Here is a 20944-nt window from a genome sequence, read left to right as displayed (position 1 = left end):
AATTACCCTTTGAATCGTCCAAATTTCATAATGCGATCATAACGTTGTTCCATGCGTGTGTCAGGATCTAACGCTTCTAATTCATTTAAGTATTGAAGGATTTGATGTTTAACAGATAAAGCCACCATTTCATGGTTGCGATGTGCGCCGCCTTCTGGCTCAGGAATCACGCAGTCAATGAGTTCAAGGTCAGACAAACGATCGGCTGTGATGCCCATTGCATTGGCCGCTTCCGTTGATTTATCCGCACTTTTCCAAAGAATGGAGGCACAACCCTCAGGTGAAATGACAGAATATGTGGAGTATTGAAGCATCATCACGCGATCGCCCACCGCAATGGCCAATGCACCGCCTGAACCACCTTGACCAATGATGGTACAAATGGTTGGCACTTTAAGCTTACTCATTTCCAATAAATTGCGTGCAATCGCTTCACTTTGGCCGCGCTCTTCTGCGCCAATGCCAGGATAGGCCCCGGGAGTATCAACGAATGTCACAATCGGGACATTAAAGCGTTCTGCCAATTTCATTAAGCGCAATGCTTTACGATAACCTTCAGGACGCGGCATGCCAAAGTTGCGTTGGATTTTTTCTTTTGTGTCACGGCCTTGTTGATGACCAATGATCATCACAGGATGATCACCAATGCGCGCAAAACCGCCCACGATGGATTTGTCATCCGCATACGCGCGATCACCATGAAGCTCTTGGAAATCGGTGGCTAAATATTTGATGTAGTCAAACGTGTAAGGACGCAATGGATGGCGCGCCACTTGTGAGATTTGTGAGGGCGACAATTTAGAGAAAATGGATTTAATCTCATTTTTGCGCTCAGCTTGCAATAAAGACAAAGCCTCGCTCACGTCTGCACCGGCTTGGGATGCTGCGCTTTGTAAGGCTTCGATTTTAGCATCGAGTTCTAAAATGGGTGCTTCAAAACTTAAAAAATTAGGGTTCAAAACTCATACTCCTAGAGTTAACGAAATGGGCATATTCTAGCATGCCCATTTCAAAACTAAAAAGAACGGATTATTTTGCTAAATAATCAGCCATAATTTTTTTATGTTCATTCAATTTTTCAGCGGTTAAAAATGCCAACTCTAAGCTTTGGGCTGCATTTAAACGCGGATCACAATGTGTGTGGTAACGGCTGGATAAATCAGCATCTGTGATGTTTTGTGCGCCACCTGTACACTCTGTGACATCTTTGCCTGTCATTTCAAAGTGAACGCCGCCGGCATGCGTTTTTTCAGCATTGTGTGCATCAAAGAATGCCGTTACTTCTGCCAAAATTCTGTCAAATGGACGCGTTTTATAACCCGATTCCGTTTTGATGGTGTTGCCATGCATTGCATCACAAATCCACACCACATGACGGCCTTCTTGTTTCACGCGGCGAAGCAATTGAGGCAAGTAATCTAAAAGATTTTTATCCCCCATGCGCGTGATGAGTGTTAAGCGGCCCGGTTCATTGTTGGGATTTAAAGTGTCAATCAAGCGAATCAAATCATCGCCCGATAAGTGTTGGCTCACTTTGACGCCAATTGGGTTAGAGATGCCGCGGGCAAATTCAATGTGTGCGCCATCTAATTGACGCGTGCGCTCACCAATCCAAATGAAGTGGGCAGAGGTGTCATACCAATCGCCTGTTGTGGAATCCACACGCGTCATCGCTTCTTCATAACCAAGGAGCAACATTTCATGAGAGGTGTAAAAATCCACTTCTTTTAAGGCGCGTGTTGAATCTGGGCGAATGCCGCATGCGGTCATAAAGTTCAAGGCATCTTGAATGCGGTTGGCAAGATCAGCATAACGTGCCGCTTGCGGTGTGGCATCGAGAAAATCCATCGTCCAGCCTTGAACACGGTGCAAATCTGCATAACCGCCGGTGGCAAAGGCACGGATTAAGTTGAGGGTTAAACCTGCTTGACCATATGCTTTCCACAAACGCTCAGGATCTGGCGTGCGTGACTCTTTGGTAAAATCAATGCCATTGACAATGTCACCACGGTAGCTTGGCAATGTCACACCATTGATGGTTTCTAAATCTTCTGAGCGCGGCTTGGCAAATTGACCCGCCATGCGCCCGATTTTAATCACAGGGCTGCTTGCGGCAAAAGTGAGCACCACCGCCATTTGTAAAAGCACGCGAAAACTATCTCGAATATTTGTGGCGTTGAATTCTGAAAAGCTCTCTGCACAATCCCCGCCTTGCAATAAGAATGAGCGTCCATAAGCGGCTTCTGCCAATGCTTTTTTCAGGGTACGAGCTTCCCCTGCAAAAACCAGTGGCGGTGCTTGATGTAAACGATCTTCAACTTCTTTTAATTTTGCAGCATCTGGGTAATTGGGCATTTGTGCCGCAGGAAATTTTCTCCAACTATCCGGTGTCCAAATATTAGACATAATTTTATCCTTTTCACTTCTAAAAAAAGAAGACTGAGTTCAGTCTTCTTTTTTAATCATTAAACTTTAGTTTTTAGACTGATCCACTAAACGATTTTGTGCGATCCATGGCATCATAGAGCGCAATTTTGCACCGGTTTTTTCAATTGGGTGCTCTGCTGTCAAACGACGACGCGCAGTCATTGAAGGGTAATTGGTTTTGCCTTCTAAGATGAACATTTTGGCGTATTCACCTGTTTGGATGCGTTTTAATGCTTGACGCATCGCTTCTTTAGACTCAGCATTCACCACTTCGTGACCGGTCACATATTCACCATACTCAGCATTGTTTGAGATGGAGTAGTTCATGTTCGCGATGCCGCCTTCGTACATTAAATCTACGATGAGTTTTAACTCATGTAAACATTCAAAGTACGCCATTTCAGGTGCATAACCGGCTTCTGTCAATACTTCAAAGCCTGCTTTAACCAATTCAACTGCACCGCCACACAATACGGCTTGCTCACCAAATAAGTCAGTTTCAGTCTCTTCGCGGAAATCTGTTTCAATCACGCCCGCGCGGCCGCCACCGTTGGCAGATGCGTAAGCCAATGCGATCTCTTTCGCTTTACCAGAAGTGTCTTGGTAAACTGCGATCAAAGTTGGCACACCGCCACCTTTAACATATTCAGAACGCACAGTGTGGCCAGGGCCTTTTGGTGCGATCATGATGACGTCTAAATCTTTGCGTGGCACGATTTGGTTGTAATGCACGTTAAAGCCATGAGCAAAGGCAAGGGCAGCGCCTTCTTTGATGTTTGGCTCGATGGATTCTGAATACACTTCAGGTTGATTTTCATCAGGCAATAAGATCATCACAAGGTCAGCGGCTTTAGTTGCATCTGCCACTTCCATAACAGTGTGACCTGCATTGACGGCTTTAGACCAAGATGCACCATTTTTACGAAGACCCACCACCACATTCACACCTGAATCTTTTAAGTTTTGTGCATGTGCATGACCTTGTGAACCGTAACCTATGATGGCAACAGTTTTGTCTTTTAATAAGGATAAGTCTGCATCTTTGTCATAATAAATGTTCATAAATTGATTCCTTTAAACTGGTTAATTTTTGTTGCTGTTATTTTTGGTCTAACAGCTAATAGTAATAGTCAAAATGTTAATTGATTGTCAAGCCTTTTGCGCCACGAACTAAGCCAAGGGCACCTGAACGGACAATTTCAATGATGCCAAGGGTCTCGACAGCAGTGACAAAAGCGTTCAATTTATCGGCGGTTCCGGTCATTTCAATGGTGTAACTCGACTCAGTGACATCTAATAGGCGACCGCGGAACATATCGTTTAAGCGATAGAGCTCAGAGCGCGCGTTTTCAGATTCAGCCTTCACTTTAATGAGCATGATTTCACGCTCAATGTGGGAGCCATCGGTTAAATCCACCAATTTGATCACATCGATCAGTTTATTGAGTTGTTTGACGATCTGCTCAATGACTGCAGCATTTGCAAAGGTCACGAGGGTCAATCGAGAAATTGACTGATCTTCTGTCGGTGCAACCGATAAACTTTCAATGTTATAACCGCGAGCAGAGAAGAGATTCACTACGCGCGATAAGGCACCTGACTCATTCTCCATTAAGATGGAGATGATGTGTCGCATGGGTTGTTGAGTTGTGTTCGTCATCATTGTCTCCTTATACTTGGCTCAATCCATCAACGGTTGTGTTTTCCATTTTATCCCGACCACGTAAAATCATCTCGTGATGACCTTTACCGGCAGGAATCATGGGGAATACGTTCGCATCTGAATCCACAATGATGTCTAAGAAAATGGTCTTATCTTTTTGCTTAAAGGCTTCGATAAGGGCGGGTTCTAGATCTTTTGGATCTCTGATTTGAATCCCGTCATGCCCGTAGGCTTTTGCTAAACCAATAAAGTCTGGTAACGATTCGAAATAGCTCATGCAGTAACGCTTCTTAAAGAAGAACTCTTGCCACTGACGAACCATGCCAAGGTAACCGTTGTTTAAATTCAAAATTTTTACAGGTGTGTGATATTGCAACATGGTGGAGAGCTCTTGAAGCATCATCTGAATGCTGCCATCGCCCGTGATGCACGCCACATCTTTATCTGGGCAACCAATTTTTGCGCCCATCGCTGCAGGTAAACCAAAGCCCATGGTGCCAAGACCGCCTGAGTTGATCCATTGTCTTGGGTGATCAAATTTGTAGTACTGTGCTGCCCACATTTGGTGTTGACCCACATCTGTGGTCACAATGGCTTGGCCTTTTGTCACTTTATATAAGGCTTCCACCACTTGTTGAGGCTGAATGATGCCGGGCGTTAAGTCATAACCCAAAGAATCCATTTTGCGCCAATCATCGATTGTTTTCCACCATTTGGCCAATGCCTCTTGGTTGAGCTGTTTTTCACCGCTTTTCACAAGTTCTAAGAACTCAGATAAAATTGGCTTAACTTGACCCACCAATGGAATGTCTGTAAAGACATTTTTGCCAATGGATGAAGGATCCACATCGATGTGGATGATTTTGGCATGTGGGCAAAAGTGCTCAAGCACGCCAGTGATGCGGTCATCAAAACGCGCACCAATGGCAAAGAGCACATCACAATTGTGCATCGCCATGTTCGCTTCATAGGTGCCGTGCATGCCGAGCATGCCCACAAATTGGCGATCAGAGGCAGGATAAGCACCCAAACCCATTAAAGTATTGGTGATGGGCACATTTAAGCGTTTGACCATTTCCACCAATTCATCACATGCATCCCCTAAAATCACGCCGCCGCCTGTGTAGATCATTGGACGTTTGGCTGTCATCAAAAGGTTATAGGCTTTTTTGATCTGTCCTGAGTGACCTTTGACAATTGGATTGTAGGAGCGCATGGCAATTTTTTTTGGGTAGCTGAATTTAGCTAAAGCCACCTGAACATCTTTTGGCACATCGATCACCACAGGGCCAGGGCGGCCAGTTGTGGCAATGTGAAACGCTTTTTTAATCGTAATCGCTAAATCTTCAACGTTTTTGACTAGGAAGTTATGTTTAACACAAGGACGGGTGATGCCAATGGTGTCCACTTCTTGGAACGCATCATTACCAATCAAGCTTGTGGCCACCTGACCTGAAAAGACCACCATGGGAATGGAGTCCATATAAGCTGTGGCAATGCCGGTGACAGCATTGGTGAGCCCTGGGCCAGATGTGAGTAAAACAACGCCGGGTTTGCCTGTCACGCGCGCATAACCATCAGCCGCATGGGCTGCAGCTTGCTCGTGGCGGACGAGGACGTGCTTAATTTCATCTTGTTGATAAATGGTGTCGTAAAGTGGTAGTACAGCCCCCCCTGGATAACCAAATATATATTCTACTTTCTCCTCAATAAGAGACTTTATAATGATTTCTGCACCTGAAGATTTCACGGTTTACCTCTGTTTTTTGTGTATCTATTTGTTTTAAATATGCTATGACCTGAAAGATTCGATTCTCAATAACTTCGCCTTGCCGCGGATGTTCGCGAGTGCTTCAATCGCGCGTAAGGATTCGAGAATTGCGTGTTCTTTCGTTTCATGCGTTGTCATAATGATATTAGCGAGATTGTCATCAACAGATTTTGTCTGGATCATCAATTCAATACTAATATCATGCTGAGCTAGGATATGGGTAATATCAGAAAGCACACCAGGTTGGTCCACAGCTTTAATTCTTAAATAGTAGGCTGTGTGAATGTCTGCTTGTGGCAGAATGGGCGCATTAGAGAGCGCCTGATTTTGGAAAGCTAAATAAGGCACATAGTGCTCTTTATCCGCTTCTAACATGCGTGAGATGTCCGCTAAGTCAGACAACACAGAAGATGCTGTGGGTTTGCCGCCTGCACCTGCGCCATAACTTAAAACGGGTCCAACGCCATTGGCTTTGACCAATACAGCATTCATCACGCCATTGACGTTAGAGATGAGCTCGGATTTTGGAATCAAAGTGGGATGCACGCGAATTTCAATGCCTTCGGGTAAATATTTCGCGATGCCCAAATGTTTAATGGTGTAGCCCAATTGATTGGCATATTGAATGTCTTCTGTTTCTAAAGTAGAAATGCCTTCCACAAAGACTTTATCAAACTGTAATGGAATGCCAAAGGCAATGGAGGCCAAAATGGTGAGTTTATGAGCAGCATCAATGCCTTCAACATCAAACGTTGGATCCGCTTCTGCATAACCTAAGGCTTGAGCATCTTTTAACGCATCTTCAAAGGAGCGGCCTTTCTCTTTCATCTCCGTTAAGATGTAGTTGCCTGTGCCATTAATGATGCCCGCTAAAGATTCAATTTTGTTACCAATTAAGCTTTCACGTAAGGTTTTGATCACAGGAATGCCGCCAGCAACAGAGGCTTCAAACATCAACATTAAGCCTTTTTCCGCCGCTTTCTTAAAGAGCTCATTGCCGTGCGTGGCAATTAAGGCTTTATTGGCTGTGATCACATGTTTATTTTGATCAAGGGCTGTTTGAATGTAACTTAAGCTTGGTTCAATGCCGCCCATGAGTTCGACTACCACATCGATGTTTGGATTCATCAAAACATCATTGACATCTGTGGTGAGGGATAAACCGTAAGGATTGTCACGGTCCATTGAGCGCACAAAGATTTTTTCAATCGCAAATTCGTACCCTGTACGACGCGTAATTTCCGCATGATTTTCTTTAATTAAATCAACAACTCCCGTTGCAACTGTACCAAAACCCAAAATACCAATATTCAAACGTTTCATGCGCTAATAATTCCAATGTGACTAATGTGTTAACTGTTTTAATAATTCTTCGATGACAAAACCTGAACATAAAGATATATCATAAGGTGTGGCATCATGGAACATGTAAGCACCACTTGTGATTAATTTATGTTCAATATCGATGTGTCCTTCGTGTAATTTTGTCTCGATGTGGTTGATATTCCAATCATTTAATGCCGGTAAAAAATTTCCCGCATTTTCAGCGGCGCCAAAGCTGACAGATGCTGCTTTTTGCGCATCACGCATCGCAAGTGCTGCGACCAATGGCGCGGCACAAATGGCAACCACCCAAAGATTGTGGTCAATGGCATCTTTTAAGGCGCGGCCAATGTCATCCATTAACGTCGCTTTGTTGCCTTTTTCAAGGAAATTTGTGAAATTTTTCACAGCGCCAAAGCCACCTGGCATAATCACTGCAACATATTCACTGGCATCAAATTGGTCAATGGGGGCAATGTTGCCGCGGGCAATGCGTGAGGATTCCACTAAAATATTGCGAAGCTCTGGCATGGATTCCATCTCTTTGTGATTGATGACATCGGCTTGGGAACGGTTCGGTGCAAAGCACACTACATCAAAGCCATGTTGGGCAAGGGCAACACGCAAGGTGACAGCTTCTGTAATCTCAGTGCCATCTAAATGTCCTGATCCCGATAAAAAGAACGCAACTTTCCTGTTCATTTCATGCTCTCCCCATAAAATTTATTTTTATTTGTGATTCATTTGATCATATCGACTATTTTTGTAGATTGCTATAGCTAAATGCAAAGAATTCGAGATAGGGAAGAAACCCCACTTTTTTTAGTGTAGAATTGAGCCGAAATATCAGAGAGGAAAACCGCCATTATGATCAAACAGATGACACTTGGACTCGTTGTTGGGCTATTCATTTCGATGGGTAGTGCCAGCGCAAAAGCGCCAAAAGAAGAGAATCTAATGCTGAATTTCTTATTGGGTGAATTGGCATTTCAACGCAATGATCTTGAAACTGCAGAGAATTATCTGGCAAAAGTCACCAAAGACAATAACATTGCCTATGTGTTAAGACAGCAATTTAACATCGCCTATGTCAATGGTGATTATCTCAAAGCCCTCTCGTTATTGAATCAGATTTTAGAAGATGAGCCCGATAACATCGAAGTGCTGCTGTTTGAGGCCATCATTTATGCCCAATTAAACGACAACAGTAAAGCAGCTGCGGTAATGAATCGTGTGGCAACGCTGTATGCCAAAGATCAGCCTGACGACAATGGTTTTCACTTTTTGTACCGTGAATTAAAAGGGGCGATTGCACCGGATCAATTTTTAAAGATTTATCGTCAAATTGCGAAAATGAATGATTATTCCCCAGAAGTGACGCCGCTTTTAGCGAGCCTTTTGGTGGACAATGGTTTGTATGAAGAAGCATTGCAATATTTAACGCGCGTGATTGACCAAGCGCCAGACAATGCCGTCAATTACGCATTGTTAATGTATGTGTATGCGCTGTTAAATGAGCCTGAAACTGGCTTGGCCATGGTCAAAGCGGCGGCTGAACAGAGCGGTCAAGTGGATTTGAAATTAGAGTATGCCCAAGGGCTCATCAATCAATTTAATTATGCTGCGGCTTTGCAATATATCAAAGAGTTGGCCAAAACGCAGCCAAATCATGCAAAAGTGCAAGGCCAATTGGCATTTCTCTATTTTGTCTATCAAGACAGCGATGCTGCCCGAACCCATTTAGATAAAATGGTGCAATTAAAGGGCGATTATGTGACGGTGATCTACAAAATGGCAGACTTTGCTCGCTCAGCAGGGCGCATGGGCGATTTGTATGATGTGTTGCCAAATGTCAATGTGATTGATGTGCAAGTGGTGCGTTTGTTGTCAGAAGCGGACATGGCATTGAAGAAAAAATCATATGCCACATTTTTGGCGATTTTTGATGAACTTCGCACTAAATTCCCGGATCGTGCAGAATATTTATATAATCAGCAGTTAGAGATGTTGGATACATCCTTTGATTATCAGCTCTTATTGCCTTATGCTGAGATTTTAGATGTGGTGACCAATTATGAAGTGTTCACCTATTCATATTACAAAGCCATTGCCTATGAAGGGATGCAAAAACCGGCTCAAATGCAAGCGGTGCTCAAAGCTTGGCTCAATAAACATCCGGATGATCCCTTAGCGCTCAATGGTTATGGTTATATGCTCTTAGAAAATGCCAAAACAGAGGCGCAAGCGAAAAAAGCCTTGGGGTATTTACAAAAAGCCATTGCCTTAGCGCCAGAGGAGCCAGCCATTATGGACAGTTTAGGCTGGGCGTATTTTAAGGCCAAAGATTATGCAAAAGCACGTCAATACATTGTTCCGGCATTTCATCGCCTAAAAGAACCGGATGTGATCAGTCACTACATTGCTTTATTGATTGAAGAGCAAGCGATTGATCAGGCGCGTGCATTATTTGAACAGTTGCAAGCCATTTTACCCACGCATCCTGAAACATTGGCTTTGCTTAAACAATATCCAGAGGTTTTACAGTAGTGATGAGACAGGTTTTACATAGATTATCCCGCTGCATCGGTGTATTGATTGTATTGCTCGGCATGATGCCGTGGGCATTGGCTGTCACATTGGTTGGCAATGGCACAAGCTCCACAACGCCTGATGGCAATTTACGCATCGTTTTTCCTCTGAATGAGCGCACCACATTTACAAGCTTTCGTTTAGACAGCCCGCCGCGCTTAGTGGTGGACATTCCAAATGCGCAATTGCGTAATAAAGTGCAATCGTTGGCCATTGCCGGCAAACATGTGGCCGGCGTGCGTTTAGGCACGCAGCAAGGCACGGATTTACGCATTGTGGTGGATTTGACGCAATCGGTGCCCGGCACAACGGCTTTGGTGAAAGGTAAGCAGGGCTATGAATTGGTCATCATGATCAGTCAAGGCGCCACAGCCGTTTCCCGTGATATGGCCATTACTCGCGAATCTGAAATGGTGGTGGCAGAGCAGTCGAGCGTACAAGTGGCCAAGCAAGTGCCAAAGAAAAATGTCATTGTGGTGATTGATCCTGGTCACGGTGGTAAAGATCCTGGTGCGATCGGGCAAAACAAAACACGTGAAAAAGATGTGGTGCTGGCCATTGGTAAAAAATTGCGGGATCGCATTAATAAAGAGCCTGGTATGCGTGCAGTGATGACGCGTGACAGCGATCGCTTCATTCCGCTGCGTGAACGCGTGTTGATCGCAAAACGTCAAAAGGCAGACATGTTTATCTCCATCCATGCGGATGCGGCGCTCAATCGCTCTGCATGGGGCGCATCGGTTTATGTCTTGTCCACAAAAGGGGCATCGAGTGAAGCTGCGCGTTTGTTGGCGGAAAAAGAGAACCGCTCGGACATCATTGCGGGCGTTAAAATGTCTGATAAAGACAATGCCATTGCATCAATGCTCTTAGACATTTCCCAAGATGCCACCATTGAAGCCTCCCATGAGTTGGGCGCACAAATCCTAACGCAGTTGCAGCGCGATACGAAATTGCATAAGCAAAATGTGGAGCGAGCAAACTTTGCGGTGCTCAAAGCACCAGACATTCCTTCAGTTTTGGTGGAAACAGGCTTTATCTCAAACCCTGATGATGAGAAAAAGCTGAAAAGTGCTTCGCATCAAAATCGTTTAGCTGATGACATGATGAAGGGCGTGCGTGCATACTTTAAAAAACGTCCTGCGGTTGAGCTCGTTTACAGCACCGTTGCGCCACCTAAAAAAGTGAACCCAACGCCGGTGCCGCCGCCCACGATTACAGCGCGCCCCAATCCAACGCCTGCTGTGCCAGAGGTGCGTTTAGAGAGCCCATCACATGCCAAAGATGCCCAAGTGGTGTTTCCAGAATTATCGCTTGAGTCTCAGCAAAATGTACAGTCGGCGCAAGTGGTGGCAAAACCTAAACCGCAACCTGCGGTCAAACGTCACACAGTGCAGCGCGGTGAAGCGTTGGCAGACATTGCCAAACGTTATCGTGTATCGCTCGAGAGCTTATTGAAAATCAATCGCTTGCCGAGCAATCAATTGCGTGTGCCGGTGGGCACTGTGCTCGTGTTACCGTAAGGGAGTGCAAAGCAATTCAAATCGGATAGCGTAAATTGTTAAAAATATAAAGAAATTGATAAATTCGGTCATTTTTGTGGGGTTGGAAGTTTGTTTCTCTGATAATTTCAGGTATGATAATCCGCTTCTCTGGCCATCTTTATTTGAGAGTAATAGTAATGTCTTCGATTATTTCTTTATGTGGTTCTTTGGCGCTATCCGATTTTAGATTGGAGAAGCTTCGACAAAATGCAGCAAGGTTGAATCTGCCGCCTGATATTAATATAACCGCAACATATTGGTATTTTATAGAAAGCAAACAACCCTTAACATCCTCATCTTTATCCTCTCTCTCGGCTATTTTAACAGCCACACAAAATCCTCCTCCTGCGCTCTCTTCTAGCGAACATCTCTTCTTAGTCACACCTCGCATTGGCACCATCTCTTCTTGGGCATCTAAAGCAACAGACATTGCACACAATTGTGGCTTTGATGATGTGTTGCGCATTGAACGCACGATTGCGTATGTGTTGGGTGGCGACTTAACCGATGCTGAGCGCAAAGGTTGGGGTGCTTTATTATATGATCGCATGACAGAGTCATTACTCACTTCATTTGATGAGGCCGAATCACTCTTTCATCACACACAAGCGCGCACGTATGAATCGATTGATATTTTAGGTGAAGGCATCAGCGCTCTACAAAAGGCGAATGTGACTTTTGGTTTTGCCTTGTCAGAAGATGAAATCGAATACTTAGTTGAAAACTATCAAAAATTGGGTCGCAACCCCACAGATGTAGAGCTTATGATGTTTGCTCAAGCAAACTCAGAGCACTGCCGCCATAAAATCTTCAATGCAGATTTTATTTTAAATGATGAAAAACAGCCAAAATCACTGTTTCGCATGATCAAAGATACCCACGAGAAAACGCCAGAAGGTACTGTGGTTGCGTATAAAGACAATGCATCGGTGATTGAAGGTTATACGATTGATCGCTTTTATCCAAATGCGGATGCGTGTGAATACCAATTCAATGAAGAACTCACACACATCGTGATGAAAGTGGAAACCCATAACCATCCCACAGCCATTTCACCCTTTGCAGGCGCATCCACAGGTGCCGGCGGTGAGATTCGTGATGAAGGCGCCACCGGCCGCGGTGCACGTCCAAAAGCGGGTTTAACCGGTTTTAGCGTTTCCAATCTTCAAATCCCAAATTATGTGCAGTCGTGGGAGCAGTATCAGAACGATGGCAGTTATGGTAAACCGGATCGCATCAGCAGCGCCTTTGACATCATGATCGATGGCCCATTGGGCGGCGCTGCCTTTAACAATGAATTTGGTCGTCCAAATTTATTGGGCTACTTTAGAACCTTTGAAGCACCTTATAAAGGCAAAGTGCGTGGTTATCATAAACCCATCATGATTGCCGGTGGTTTAGGGAACATTCAAGCACAGCAAGTGGAAAAAGGCATTTTCCCTGCTGGCGCATTGTTGATTCAATTGGGCGGCCCGGGTTTATTGATTGGTTTAGGCGGCGGCGCAGCCTCGAGCATGGAAACTGGCGCAAACAGTGCCGATTTAGACTTTGACTCTGTGCAACGCGGTAACCCTGAAATCGAACATCGTGCACAAGAGGTGATCGATCGCTGTTGGCAGCTTGGTGATCAAAACCCGATTGTCTCCATTCATGACGTGGGTGCTGGCGGTTTATCGAATGCCTTCCCTGAGTTGGTCAATGATGCAGGGCGCAGTGCCATTTTCAATTTGCGTGACATTAAGCTGGAAGAAGAGGGCTTAAGCCCAATGGAAATCTGGTGTAATGAGGCGCAAGAGCGTTATGTATTGGCCATTTTGCCTGAAGATTTAGAACGTTTTCGCACATTGTGTGAGCGTGAACGTTGTCCATTTGCTGTTGTGGGCACCGCAACCGATGATGGCGTGTTAAAGGTCAAAGATGCGCTGTTTGACAATGAACCTGTGGATTTACCATTGGACATTTTATTGGGTAAACCGCCAAAAACCACGCGCATTGATCACACGATTGTGGATGCAGAGATTCCTTTTAATGCCACACAAGTGGATTTGGTTAAAAGTGCATATGATGTATTACGTTTGCCAACTGTGGCGAGCAAAAACTTCCTCATCACCATTGGGGATCGCACTGTGGGCGGCTTAACGTATCAAGATCAAATGGTGGGACCTTATCAAGTACCGGTTTCGGATGTGGCTGTGACAAAAATGGGCTTTGACACCACGCACGGCGAAGCGATGACAATGGGTGAAAAAGCCCCTGTTGCTTTGTTTGATGCTGCAGCATCTGGCCGTTTAGCAGTGGGTGAAGCCATCACGAACATTGCCGCAACAGACATTGGTGAGATCAAACGCATTAAATTGTCGGCAAACTGGATGGCGCCTTGTGGTTTACCGGGCGAAGATGAAAAACTCTATCGCACAGTGGAAGCGGTTTCGAATTTCTGTCAGGATTTATCATTGTCCATTCCGGTGGGTAAAGATTCTTTATCCATGAATACAGTTTGGGAAGATCAAGGCGAGCAAAAGTCCGTCACCGCACCATTATCTTTGGTGATCACCGCCTTTGCACCGATTGAAAATGTGCGTAAAACAGTGACGCCAGAGCTCAAAGCTGTAGAAAATAGTCAGCTCTTTTTGGTGGATTTAGGGGCAGGGCATGCGCGTTTAGGCGGCAGTGCTTTAACACAAGTCAATGGTCAATTGTCTGATGTGGCACCGGATGTATCGAGCGAACATTTAGGGGCATTCTTTAAACTCATGCAGCGCATGGTGGCGACGGGCGAATTGCTTGCTTACCATGACAGAGGTGATGGCGGTTTATTGGCCACATTGGCAGAAATGATGTTTGCTGGCCGCTTAGGTATGCACATTGATTTAAGTAGCGTAAAAGCGGCATTGGTGGCAGAAGGCTCAAGCCATGAGCAACATCTACGCATGCTCTTTAACGAAGAGTTGGGTGCAGTTGTGCAAATTGATGAGAGCTTTGCGGGTAATTTCACTGCACTTGCAGAAGCAATGGGCATTGGGCATTTGGTGCATCAAATCGGTACGGTGGTGGATGATTACACACTCACCATTCGCGCAAATGATGAAACATTATTGACAGAATCTGGCGTAGCATTGCAGAAAGCTTGGAGCGAAGTGAGTCATCACATGCAACGCTTACGCGACAATCCTGCGGCAGCGGATAGCGAATTTGCGTTGATTGAAACGCCTGAGCTTAAAAAACTCTTTACAAAAACCACCTTTGATGTCAATGAAGACATTGCAGCGCCTTACATTAACCTTGGGGCACAACCACGCATTGCGATTTTGCGTGAACAAGGCGTCAATGGTCATGTGGAAATGGCAGCGGCCTTCCATACTGCAGGCTTTGCAGCGCAAGATGTGCACATGAGTGACTTAATTGCAGGACGCGTCTCTTTAACAGACTTTGATGCCCTTGCGGCATGTGGCGGCTTTAGCTACGGTGACGTCTTAGGTGCCGGTCAAGGTTGGGCGAAGAGCATTTTATTCAATGCAAAATTGCGTGATCACTTTGCAAGCTTCTTTGCGCGCAATGATACATTGAGCTTAGGGATCTGTAATGGTTGCCAAATGATGAGTCAGTTGGCGGAAATCATTCCGGGTGCAGAACATTGGCCAACCTTTATGCGCAATGAATCAGAACAGTTTGAAGCGCGTTTAACGATGATGGAAGTGGTTAAATCACCGTCCATTTTCTTCAATGGCATGGAAGGCTCTATGATGCCGATTGTGGTGAGTCATGGTGAAGGCCGTGCACACTTTAAAGATGGTCTGGGCAACATTGATGTGGCCGCGCGTTATGTCGATGGTTTAGGGCAAGTGACAGATCGTTATCCATTGAATCCGAATGGTTCACCACAGGCAATTGCCGGCGTGACATCGAAAGATGGCCGCGCCACCATCATGATGCCGCACCCTGAGCGTGTGTATCAGCGTGATCAGTTGAGCTGGAAACCAGAAGATTGGGAAACGTTCAGCGGTTGGTATCGCATGTTTGCCAATGCGCGTAAATCATTTGTCTAAAGACTTGCATCTTCATTAGACTTTCAATACTCTGCCTCGGCAGAGTATTTTTTTTTCAAAGGACAAAAGTGATGGAAGAGATTGTGGTGGGATTTGATTATGGCGTGAAGAACATTGGCTTAGCGGTGGGCAATCGTTTGACGAATACCGCCCAGCCCATTGCCATCTTAAAAGCCACCGATGGTCAGCCCGATTGGGAAGAGGTGGCGCGCCATTTAAAAGATTGGACACCCACAGTTTTGGTGGTGGGCATTCCATACACTGCAGATGGTACAGAAACTGAGCACATCAAAAAGATTCGTAAATTTATGAATCGTTTGCATGGGCGCTTTGGTTTGCCGGTGGAAGAGGTGGATGAACGCTTATCCTCACAAGAGAGCGAACAATACATCAAACCCTCTAAAAAAGGTAAGAAAGGGCAATTAGATGCCCATTCAGCCGCGATCATTGTGGAGCGCTATTTAAATGGTGATTGCCTGTTTTAAGTGCGCTTAATGATAAAAATTAGTCAAAAGGGGAAATGTGTTTTCCCCTTTTTTATGGGAATAAGGGGCACTGATTCGGATGCAATGGTGCAGCATTTTTAACTAAAATAAATCAATTAAATATATATTTAAGGTAATAGTCAATAAGTTATATGGATTTTAAAAGCGCATAATATAGCGCGTTGATTCATGAAAAACAAATTTTATCTGAATGAAAAATAATCACATATTTAATGTATATGTAATATATGCAAAAATTATTTGCACATCAAAAATCTTAATGCTATAAATATTGAGCTTAAGCAAAATATTTTATTCAGGAGTTTTACGATGCAAATGTTAATGTCAATGATGTGCTGCTGTTCTACGCAAATGTCACACACCACTTTATTAGATCAAATTTTATTAAAATCACGGGCACTTCATCATGATCGAGTTTCAAAACATCACCAAAAGCTATCTTAAAAACAACAAAGAAGTCACAGCGCTTCACCCCATCAATTTAACCATCAACAAAGGCGATGTCTTTGGCGTCATCGGTTACAGCGGCGCCGGCAAAAGTACCCTCATTCGCTTAGTCAATGCCCTCGAATGGCCAACTTCTGGCAACGTCATCATCAACGGGCAATCCCTCCAATCCCTTTCTCCGACTGAACTTCGCAATGTCAAAAAACGCATTGGCATGATCTTTCAGCACTTTAATCTGCTTGAAACGAAGACAGTGGCAGAAAACATCGCGCTCCCCTTAAAACTCAACTCTAATTTATCTAAAGCGGCGATTGATGCGCGCGTTGATGAGTTGCTTGCGTATGTGGAAATTCCTGATAAGAAACATGCGTATCCACGTGAGTTATCCGGCGGGCAAAAGCAGCGTGTGGGCATCGCACGCGCATTGGCAAACAATCCTGACATTTTATTGTGCGATGAGGCAACGTCCGCACTTGATCCGCAAACTACGCAGTCGATCCTCAATTTATTGCGTAAGATTAACCAAGAGCAGGGCATTACCATCATGATGGTGACCCACCAAATGGAAGTGGTCACAAGCATTTGCAATCGCATTGCGGTGATGGATAAAGGCGTTGTGGTGGAAACAGGTTCCACGAAAGAGATTTTCCAAAATCCGGCAGCCGCCATGACTCGTAAATTCATCAATACGTTGATTGAAGATGAGATTCCCAAAAGCATCATTCGCAACATCGATGATGCGCACCCTAACCACATTTATCGCTTGGAATTTTTGGGCGATTCTGCGAAAACGCCGGTGGTCAATGAGCTCATTTTAAATCGCTTGGTGGTGGTCAATTTCCTATTTTCTAACATGATCGAGATCGAAGGCTCCGTCATTGGCAGCATGTTTGTGCAGTTCATTGGCGATGATGATGCGGTGGCAAAGGCCGTTGCGTACTTAAGAGATCATGGCGTTCGTGTGACGCACAATCAGTTGGATTAGGAGAGTTTTCATGGAACAATTAACCGCAATTTTTAAAGATTTATTCATTCCGCACACCGTGGGTTTAGATGGGTTTATTTTAGCTGGCCAACAAACGTTATGGATGGTGGCAGTCTCTTTGGTGCTTGGCGTCATTTTAGGCGGATTGCTTGGCATTATTTTGGTGTTGACGCGCCCAAATGGTATTCGTCCACATCGCGCCATTTATAATGTGCTCAATCCCATCATTAACATTGTGCGCTCTTTACCGTTCATCATTTTATTGGTGGCGGTGATGCCCATTACGCGTCTGATTTTAGATGTGGGCATTGGTACATCTGCTGCCATTATTCCGCTGACCATCTACATTGCGCCATTCATTGCGCGTTTGGTGGAAACATCACTCTTGGAGGTGGATCACGGCATCATCGAAGCTGCCAATGCCATGGGCGCTTCCACTTTTGAAACAGTGTGGCACTTTTTAATTCCTGAAGCCAAAGCATCCCTCATCTTAAACTTCACCACTGCAACGATTGGCCTCATTGGTGCAACTGCCATGGCAGGTGCGATTGGTGCAGGCGGCATCGGCGATTTGGCCATTAACTACGGCTACAATCGCTATGACAACGCTGTGATTGTTTACTGTGTCATCATTTTAGTGGTCTTGGTTCAAGCCATTCAGATGATCGGTAACTACTTCGCAAAACGCGTTCGCTCATAATTCCCTAATTCTTCGGAGATCACATGACACTATTCACCCATGACAACATGGGTGAGCGTCTTGCTTTGACTCAAAAAACGGCTCAAGCCTTCAAAGCACGCGCTCATCACCATGATCAAAACAACAGCTTTCCCTTTGAAAACATTGAAGATTTAAAACGCATTGCCTATCCTTCGCTCACATTGACGCCTGAATATGGCGGCATTGGCGTCACGCTAGAAGAGATGTTGCGCCATCAAGCCATCATTGCCCAAAACGATGCTGCCACCGCATTGGCCATTGGTTGGCACATCGGCATGACCAAACAATTGAGTGATGATCGCCCTTGGGATGAAGCGATTTTTCGTGATTTTGCTTTAGATGTGGTGGCAACGGGTGCTTTGATCAACAGCGCTGCCACTGAAGCGGCCACCGGCAGCCCAACGCGTGGTGGCTTGCCACAAACTACGGCTCGCGCAACCGATTCTGGTTGGACAATCACAGGGCATAAAACATTTACAACCTTATCCCCCGTGCTCGATTATTTTGTGGTGTCTGCTCGCATCAATGACACCGATGAAGTGGGGCAGTTTTTGGTGAAAAGCGCGCTGGAAGGCTTACGCATAGAAGAGACATGGAACATGCTGGGCATGCGCGCAACCGGCAGCCATGATTTGATTTTAGATGATGTTCTATTGCCAAAAGATGCTTTGTTGATGACCAAAGTGGTCAACAGAGCACCACAAGGTTGGCTCTTACACATTCCGGCGGTGTATTACGGGATTGCACAGGCGGCGTTTCATGAAGCCTTGGCATTTGCCGCCCATTATGCGCCGAACAGCTTGGCATCCGGTACGATTGGTGATTTGCCGTTGGTGCAGCAAAAGCTTGGGCAAATGCGCGCAAAGCTCATCGAAAGCGAATATTTACTCTTTGGTGTGGCACGTGACTGGGATGCAGCGGATGCTAAAACGCGTTCAACACTTGGGGATGCCTTGGCAGTGACAAAAACTTCTGTCGTCAATCACGCCATTGAAGTGGTGGATTTAGCGATGCGTTTGGTGGGTGCGCGGTCTTTGTCCATGGACAATCCATTGCAACGCCTCTATCGCGATGTGCGCGCAGGTTTACACAATCCGCCCATGGAAGATATGGTTTACATCAATTTAGCGCAATCGGCATTGCGTACACTTAGGGAGAATCATCATGCATCAAATCTTTAAAGTCACAGCAGCCATCGTGGTGATGGGATTATTGGCCGCATGCGGGCAGGGTGAGAAGAACAATTCACCCGCGATTGTGGTGGCGTTTGGTCCTTCTACCTATTCTGAGCAGTTCATGAAAGGTATTTTGCCCATCATGGCGGCAAAAGGTCATCACATTTCGCCAAAAGTTTTTTCACAAAACAGTCAAATCAACCGCAGCATGAAAGATGGTGAAGTACATGCTTCGATTTTCCAAAGTGAAGCCTTTATGAAGGATACCAATCGTTTGACGGGATCGAATATGATCAAGTTGGCCGATACGGCCAGTGCGCCGCAATCATTGCGTTCGAGTCGTCACACAAGTTTGGCAGACATTCGCGATGGCATGACCATCACCATTCCAAATGATTCTGTCAATGCTGAGCGTGCTGCGCGCATTTTAGAAAAACTCGGTTGGGTGACGATTCGTGAAGGCGTCGATCCGATTCGTTTTAGTGTCAAAGACATTTTGCCAGGGCAATATACTTTAAACATTAAAGAGATTGATCCAGCACAGGCTTTGCGCTCTTTAGAAGATGCGGATTTTGCAGTGGTCAATGGCAATTATATTGTGAGCATGGGGCTTAAAATCAGCGATTCATTGGCCATTGAAGAGACGCCACCTGAGCATGTGGTGATTGTCACCATTCCTGAGGCGCTTAAAGACGAACCTTGGGCAAAGGATCTCAAAGCCGCTTATGAATCTGATGAATTTAAAGCCTACATTTTAAATGAGCCATTATACGATGGTTTTATTTTGCCAAGCGCTTGGCAATGATCAATCGATAATTGAGAAACTCGCCGCGGCGAGTTTTTTTTTGTTACGATGAAACCTCAATCTAGCGAATGGGGGTAGTATGAGCATTAAATTGATGGCCATTGATATGGATGGCACCTTGTTAAACTCTGATCATGCAGTCAGTCAAAAAGTGGCCGACAGCATTCGTGTAGCACAGGCGCAAGGCGTGGAGATCATTTTAGCCACCGGTCGACCATTTTCCGGCATGAAACCTCACATTGATGCATTGGGCATTTACAATCGCGGCACCTATTGCATCAGCAATAATGGCGCTTTGATCCAAAATTTTGCCACGGGCGAAGTGGTCTATGAGAGTTTATTGACCCATGCAGATTATGATCGCATTGAACAACTGAGCCGCAATTTTGATGTTGCTATGCATGTGATCAGCGATGGAGCGCTGTATACACCGAACACTGCCATTGGCCGTTATGTGGTGTATGAATCGTATTTATCGAACATTCCGTTGATTTATCGTGCGCCCCAAGATATGGAGCCGGATCGTTTATATACCAAATGTTTATTTTCCGATGTGCCAGACAAACTCGCCCTTGTGGAGGCACAGATTCCGGCCGCATTTTATGAGCAATACAATGTGGTCAAAAGCGCGCCGTTTTATCTTGAGTTTTTGCACTTAGATTCCAGTAAAGGGCGAGCATTATCGCGCATTGCCAATGAGTTTGGGCTCAAAAAAGAGGAGATCATGTGCATTGGGGATCATCAAAATGATTTTTCCATGTTTGAAGTGGCGGGCACGAAAGTGGCAATGGGCAATGCCATTGATCTACTCAAAGCGCATGCTGATTTCATCACAACGACGAATGATCAAGATGGTGTTGCCGTTGCGATCGAGCGCTATTTGTGACTTGATAATTTATTTAAATTGCCTATAGTGATTGCATAACAACAATAAATGAGGCA

The 20944-nt window shown here is 45.1% G+C and carries 16 protein-coding genes; 9 read left to right on the top strand and 7 right to left on the bottom strand.

Annotation, left to right across the window (positions count from 1 at the left end; genetic code table 11):
- Positions 1-2 precede the first annotated feature (2 nt).
- From accA to elbB, 7 genes are all read right to left on the bottom strand, one after another.
- Positions 3-959, bottom strand: a complete 957-nt coding sequence (gene accA, locus B9T20_RS02295; protein ID WP_094489632.1) for an acetyl-CoA carboxylase carboxyl transferase subunit alpha — start codon at positions 957-959, stop codon at positions 3-5.
- 70 nt (positions 960-1029) lie between these two features.
- Complete coding sequence (locus tag B9T20_RS02290) at positions 1030-2406, bottom strand: class II 3-deoxy-7-phosphoheptulonate synthase (protein WP_094489631.1); 1377 nt, start codon at positions 2404-2406, stop codon at positions 1030-1032.
- 66 nt (positions 2407-2472) lie between these two features.
- Positions 2473-3489, bottom strand: a complete 1017-nt coding sequence (ilvC, locus tag B9T20_RS02285; protein ID WP_094489630.1) for a ketol-acid reductoisomerase — start codon at positions 3487-3489, stop codon at positions 2473-2475.
- A 76-nt stretch (positions 3490-3565) separates the two neighbouring features.
- Positions 3566-4063, bottom strand: coding sequence for an acetolactate synthase small subunit (ilvN, locus tag B9T20_RS02280; protein ID WP_199415216.1), 498 nt, complete (start codon positions 4061-4063; stop codon positions 3566-3568).
- 34 nt (positions 4064-4097) lie between these two features.
- A complete protein-coding gene (ilvB, locus tag B9T20_RS02275; RefSeq protein ID WP_094489628.1) occupies positions 4098-5840 on the bottom strand; it encodes a biosynthetic-type acetolactate synthase large subunit in 1743 nt (580 codons plus the stop codon).
- Between the two features lie 42 nt (positions 5841-5882).
- Positions 5883-7184: a homoserine dehydrogenase gene (locus tag B9T20_RS02270; RefSeq protein ID WP_094489627.1), complete on the bottom strand. Its 1302-nt coding sequence runs from the start codon at positions 7182-7184 to the stop codon at positions 5883-5885.
- Positions 7185-7205: 21 nt separating this feature from the next.
- Complete coding sequence (gene elbB / locus B9T20_RS02265) at positions 7206-7886, bottom strand: isoprenoid biosynthesis glyoxalase ElbB (protein WP_094489626.1); 681 nt, start codon at positions 7884-7886, stop codon at positions 7206-7208.
- A 165-nt stretch (positions 7887-8051) separates the two neighbouring features.
- Between elbB and B9T20_RS02260 the strand changes: the two genes are divergently transcribed.
- The 9 genes from B9T20_RS02260 to yidA all read left to right on the top strand — a co-directional run bounded on the left by B9T20_RS02260 (position 8052) and on the right by yidA (position 20888).
- Complete coding sequence (locus tag B9T20_RS02260; protein WP_094489625.1) at positions 8052-9731, top strand: tetratricopeptide repeat protein; 1680 nt, start codon at positions 8052-8054, stop codon at positions 9729-9731.
- A 2-nt stretch (positions 9732-9733) separates the two neighbouring features.
- The gene (locus tag B9T20_RS02255; protein ID WP_094489624.1) at positions 9734-11296 is read left to right on the top strand and encodes an N-acetylmuramoyl-L-alanine amidase; all 1563 of its coding nucleotides are present in this window, start codon (positions 9734-9736) and stop codon (positions 11294-11296) included.
- A gap of 158 nt (positions 11297-11454) precedes the next feature.
- Positions 11455-15363, top strand: a complete 3909-nt coding sequence (gene purL, locus B9T20_RS02250; RefSeq protein WP_094489623.1) for a phosphoribosylformylglycinamidine synthase — start codon at positions 11455-11457, stop codon at positions 15361-15363.
- Positions 15364-15434: 71 nt separating this feature from the next.
- Entirely contained in the window at positions 15435-15848 is a 414-nt protein-coding gene (gene ruvX, locus B9T20_RS02245; RefSeq protein WP_008314362.1) for a Holliday junction resolvase RuvX, read from the top strand.
- 427 nt (positions 15849-16275) lie between these two features.
- A complete protein-coding gene (locus B9T20_RS02240) occupies positions 16276-17301 on the top strand; it encodes a methionine ABC transporter ATP-binding protein (protein ID WP_094489622.1) in 1026 nt (341 codons plus the stop codon).
- Entirely contained in the window at positions 17297-18001 is a 705-nt protein-coding gene (locus B9T20_RS02235; RefSeq protein ID WP_199415215.1) for a methionine ABC transporter permease, read from the top strand. The genes B9T20_RS02240 and B9T20_RS02235 overlap by 5 nt, the downstream gene beginning before the upstream one ends.
- Positions 18002-18024: 23 nt before the next feature.
- Entirely contained in the window at positions 18025-19203 is a 1179-nt protein-coding gene (locus B9T20_RS02230) for an acyl-CoA dehydrogenase family protein (protein WP_094489620.1), read from the top strand.
- Positions 19187-20002, top strand: a complete 816-nt coding sequence (locus B9T20_RS02225; protein ID WP_094489619.1) for a MetQ/NlpA family ABC transporter substrate-binding protein — start codon at positions 19187-19189, stop codon at positions 20000-20002. The genes B9T20_RS02230 and B9T20_RS02225 overlap by 17 nt, the downstream gene beginning before the upstream one ends.
- A 79-nt stretch (positions 20003-20081) precedes the next feature.
- Positions 20082-20888: a sugar-phosphatase gene (gene yidA, locus B9T20_RS02220; protein ID WP_094489618.1), complete on the top strand. Its 807-nt coding sequence runs from the start codon at positions 20082-20084 to the stop codon at positions 20886-20888.
- The last annotated feature ends 56 nt before the right edge of the window (positions 20889-20944 follow it).

Source organism: Wohlfahrtiimonas sp. G9077, from assembly GCF_002252155.1.
GTDB lineage: Bacteria > Pseudomonadota > Gammaproteobacteria > Cardiobacteriales > Wohlfahrtiimonadaceae > Wohlfahrtiimonas.
This window is presented reverse-complemented; position numbering and strand designations above follow the sequence as displayed.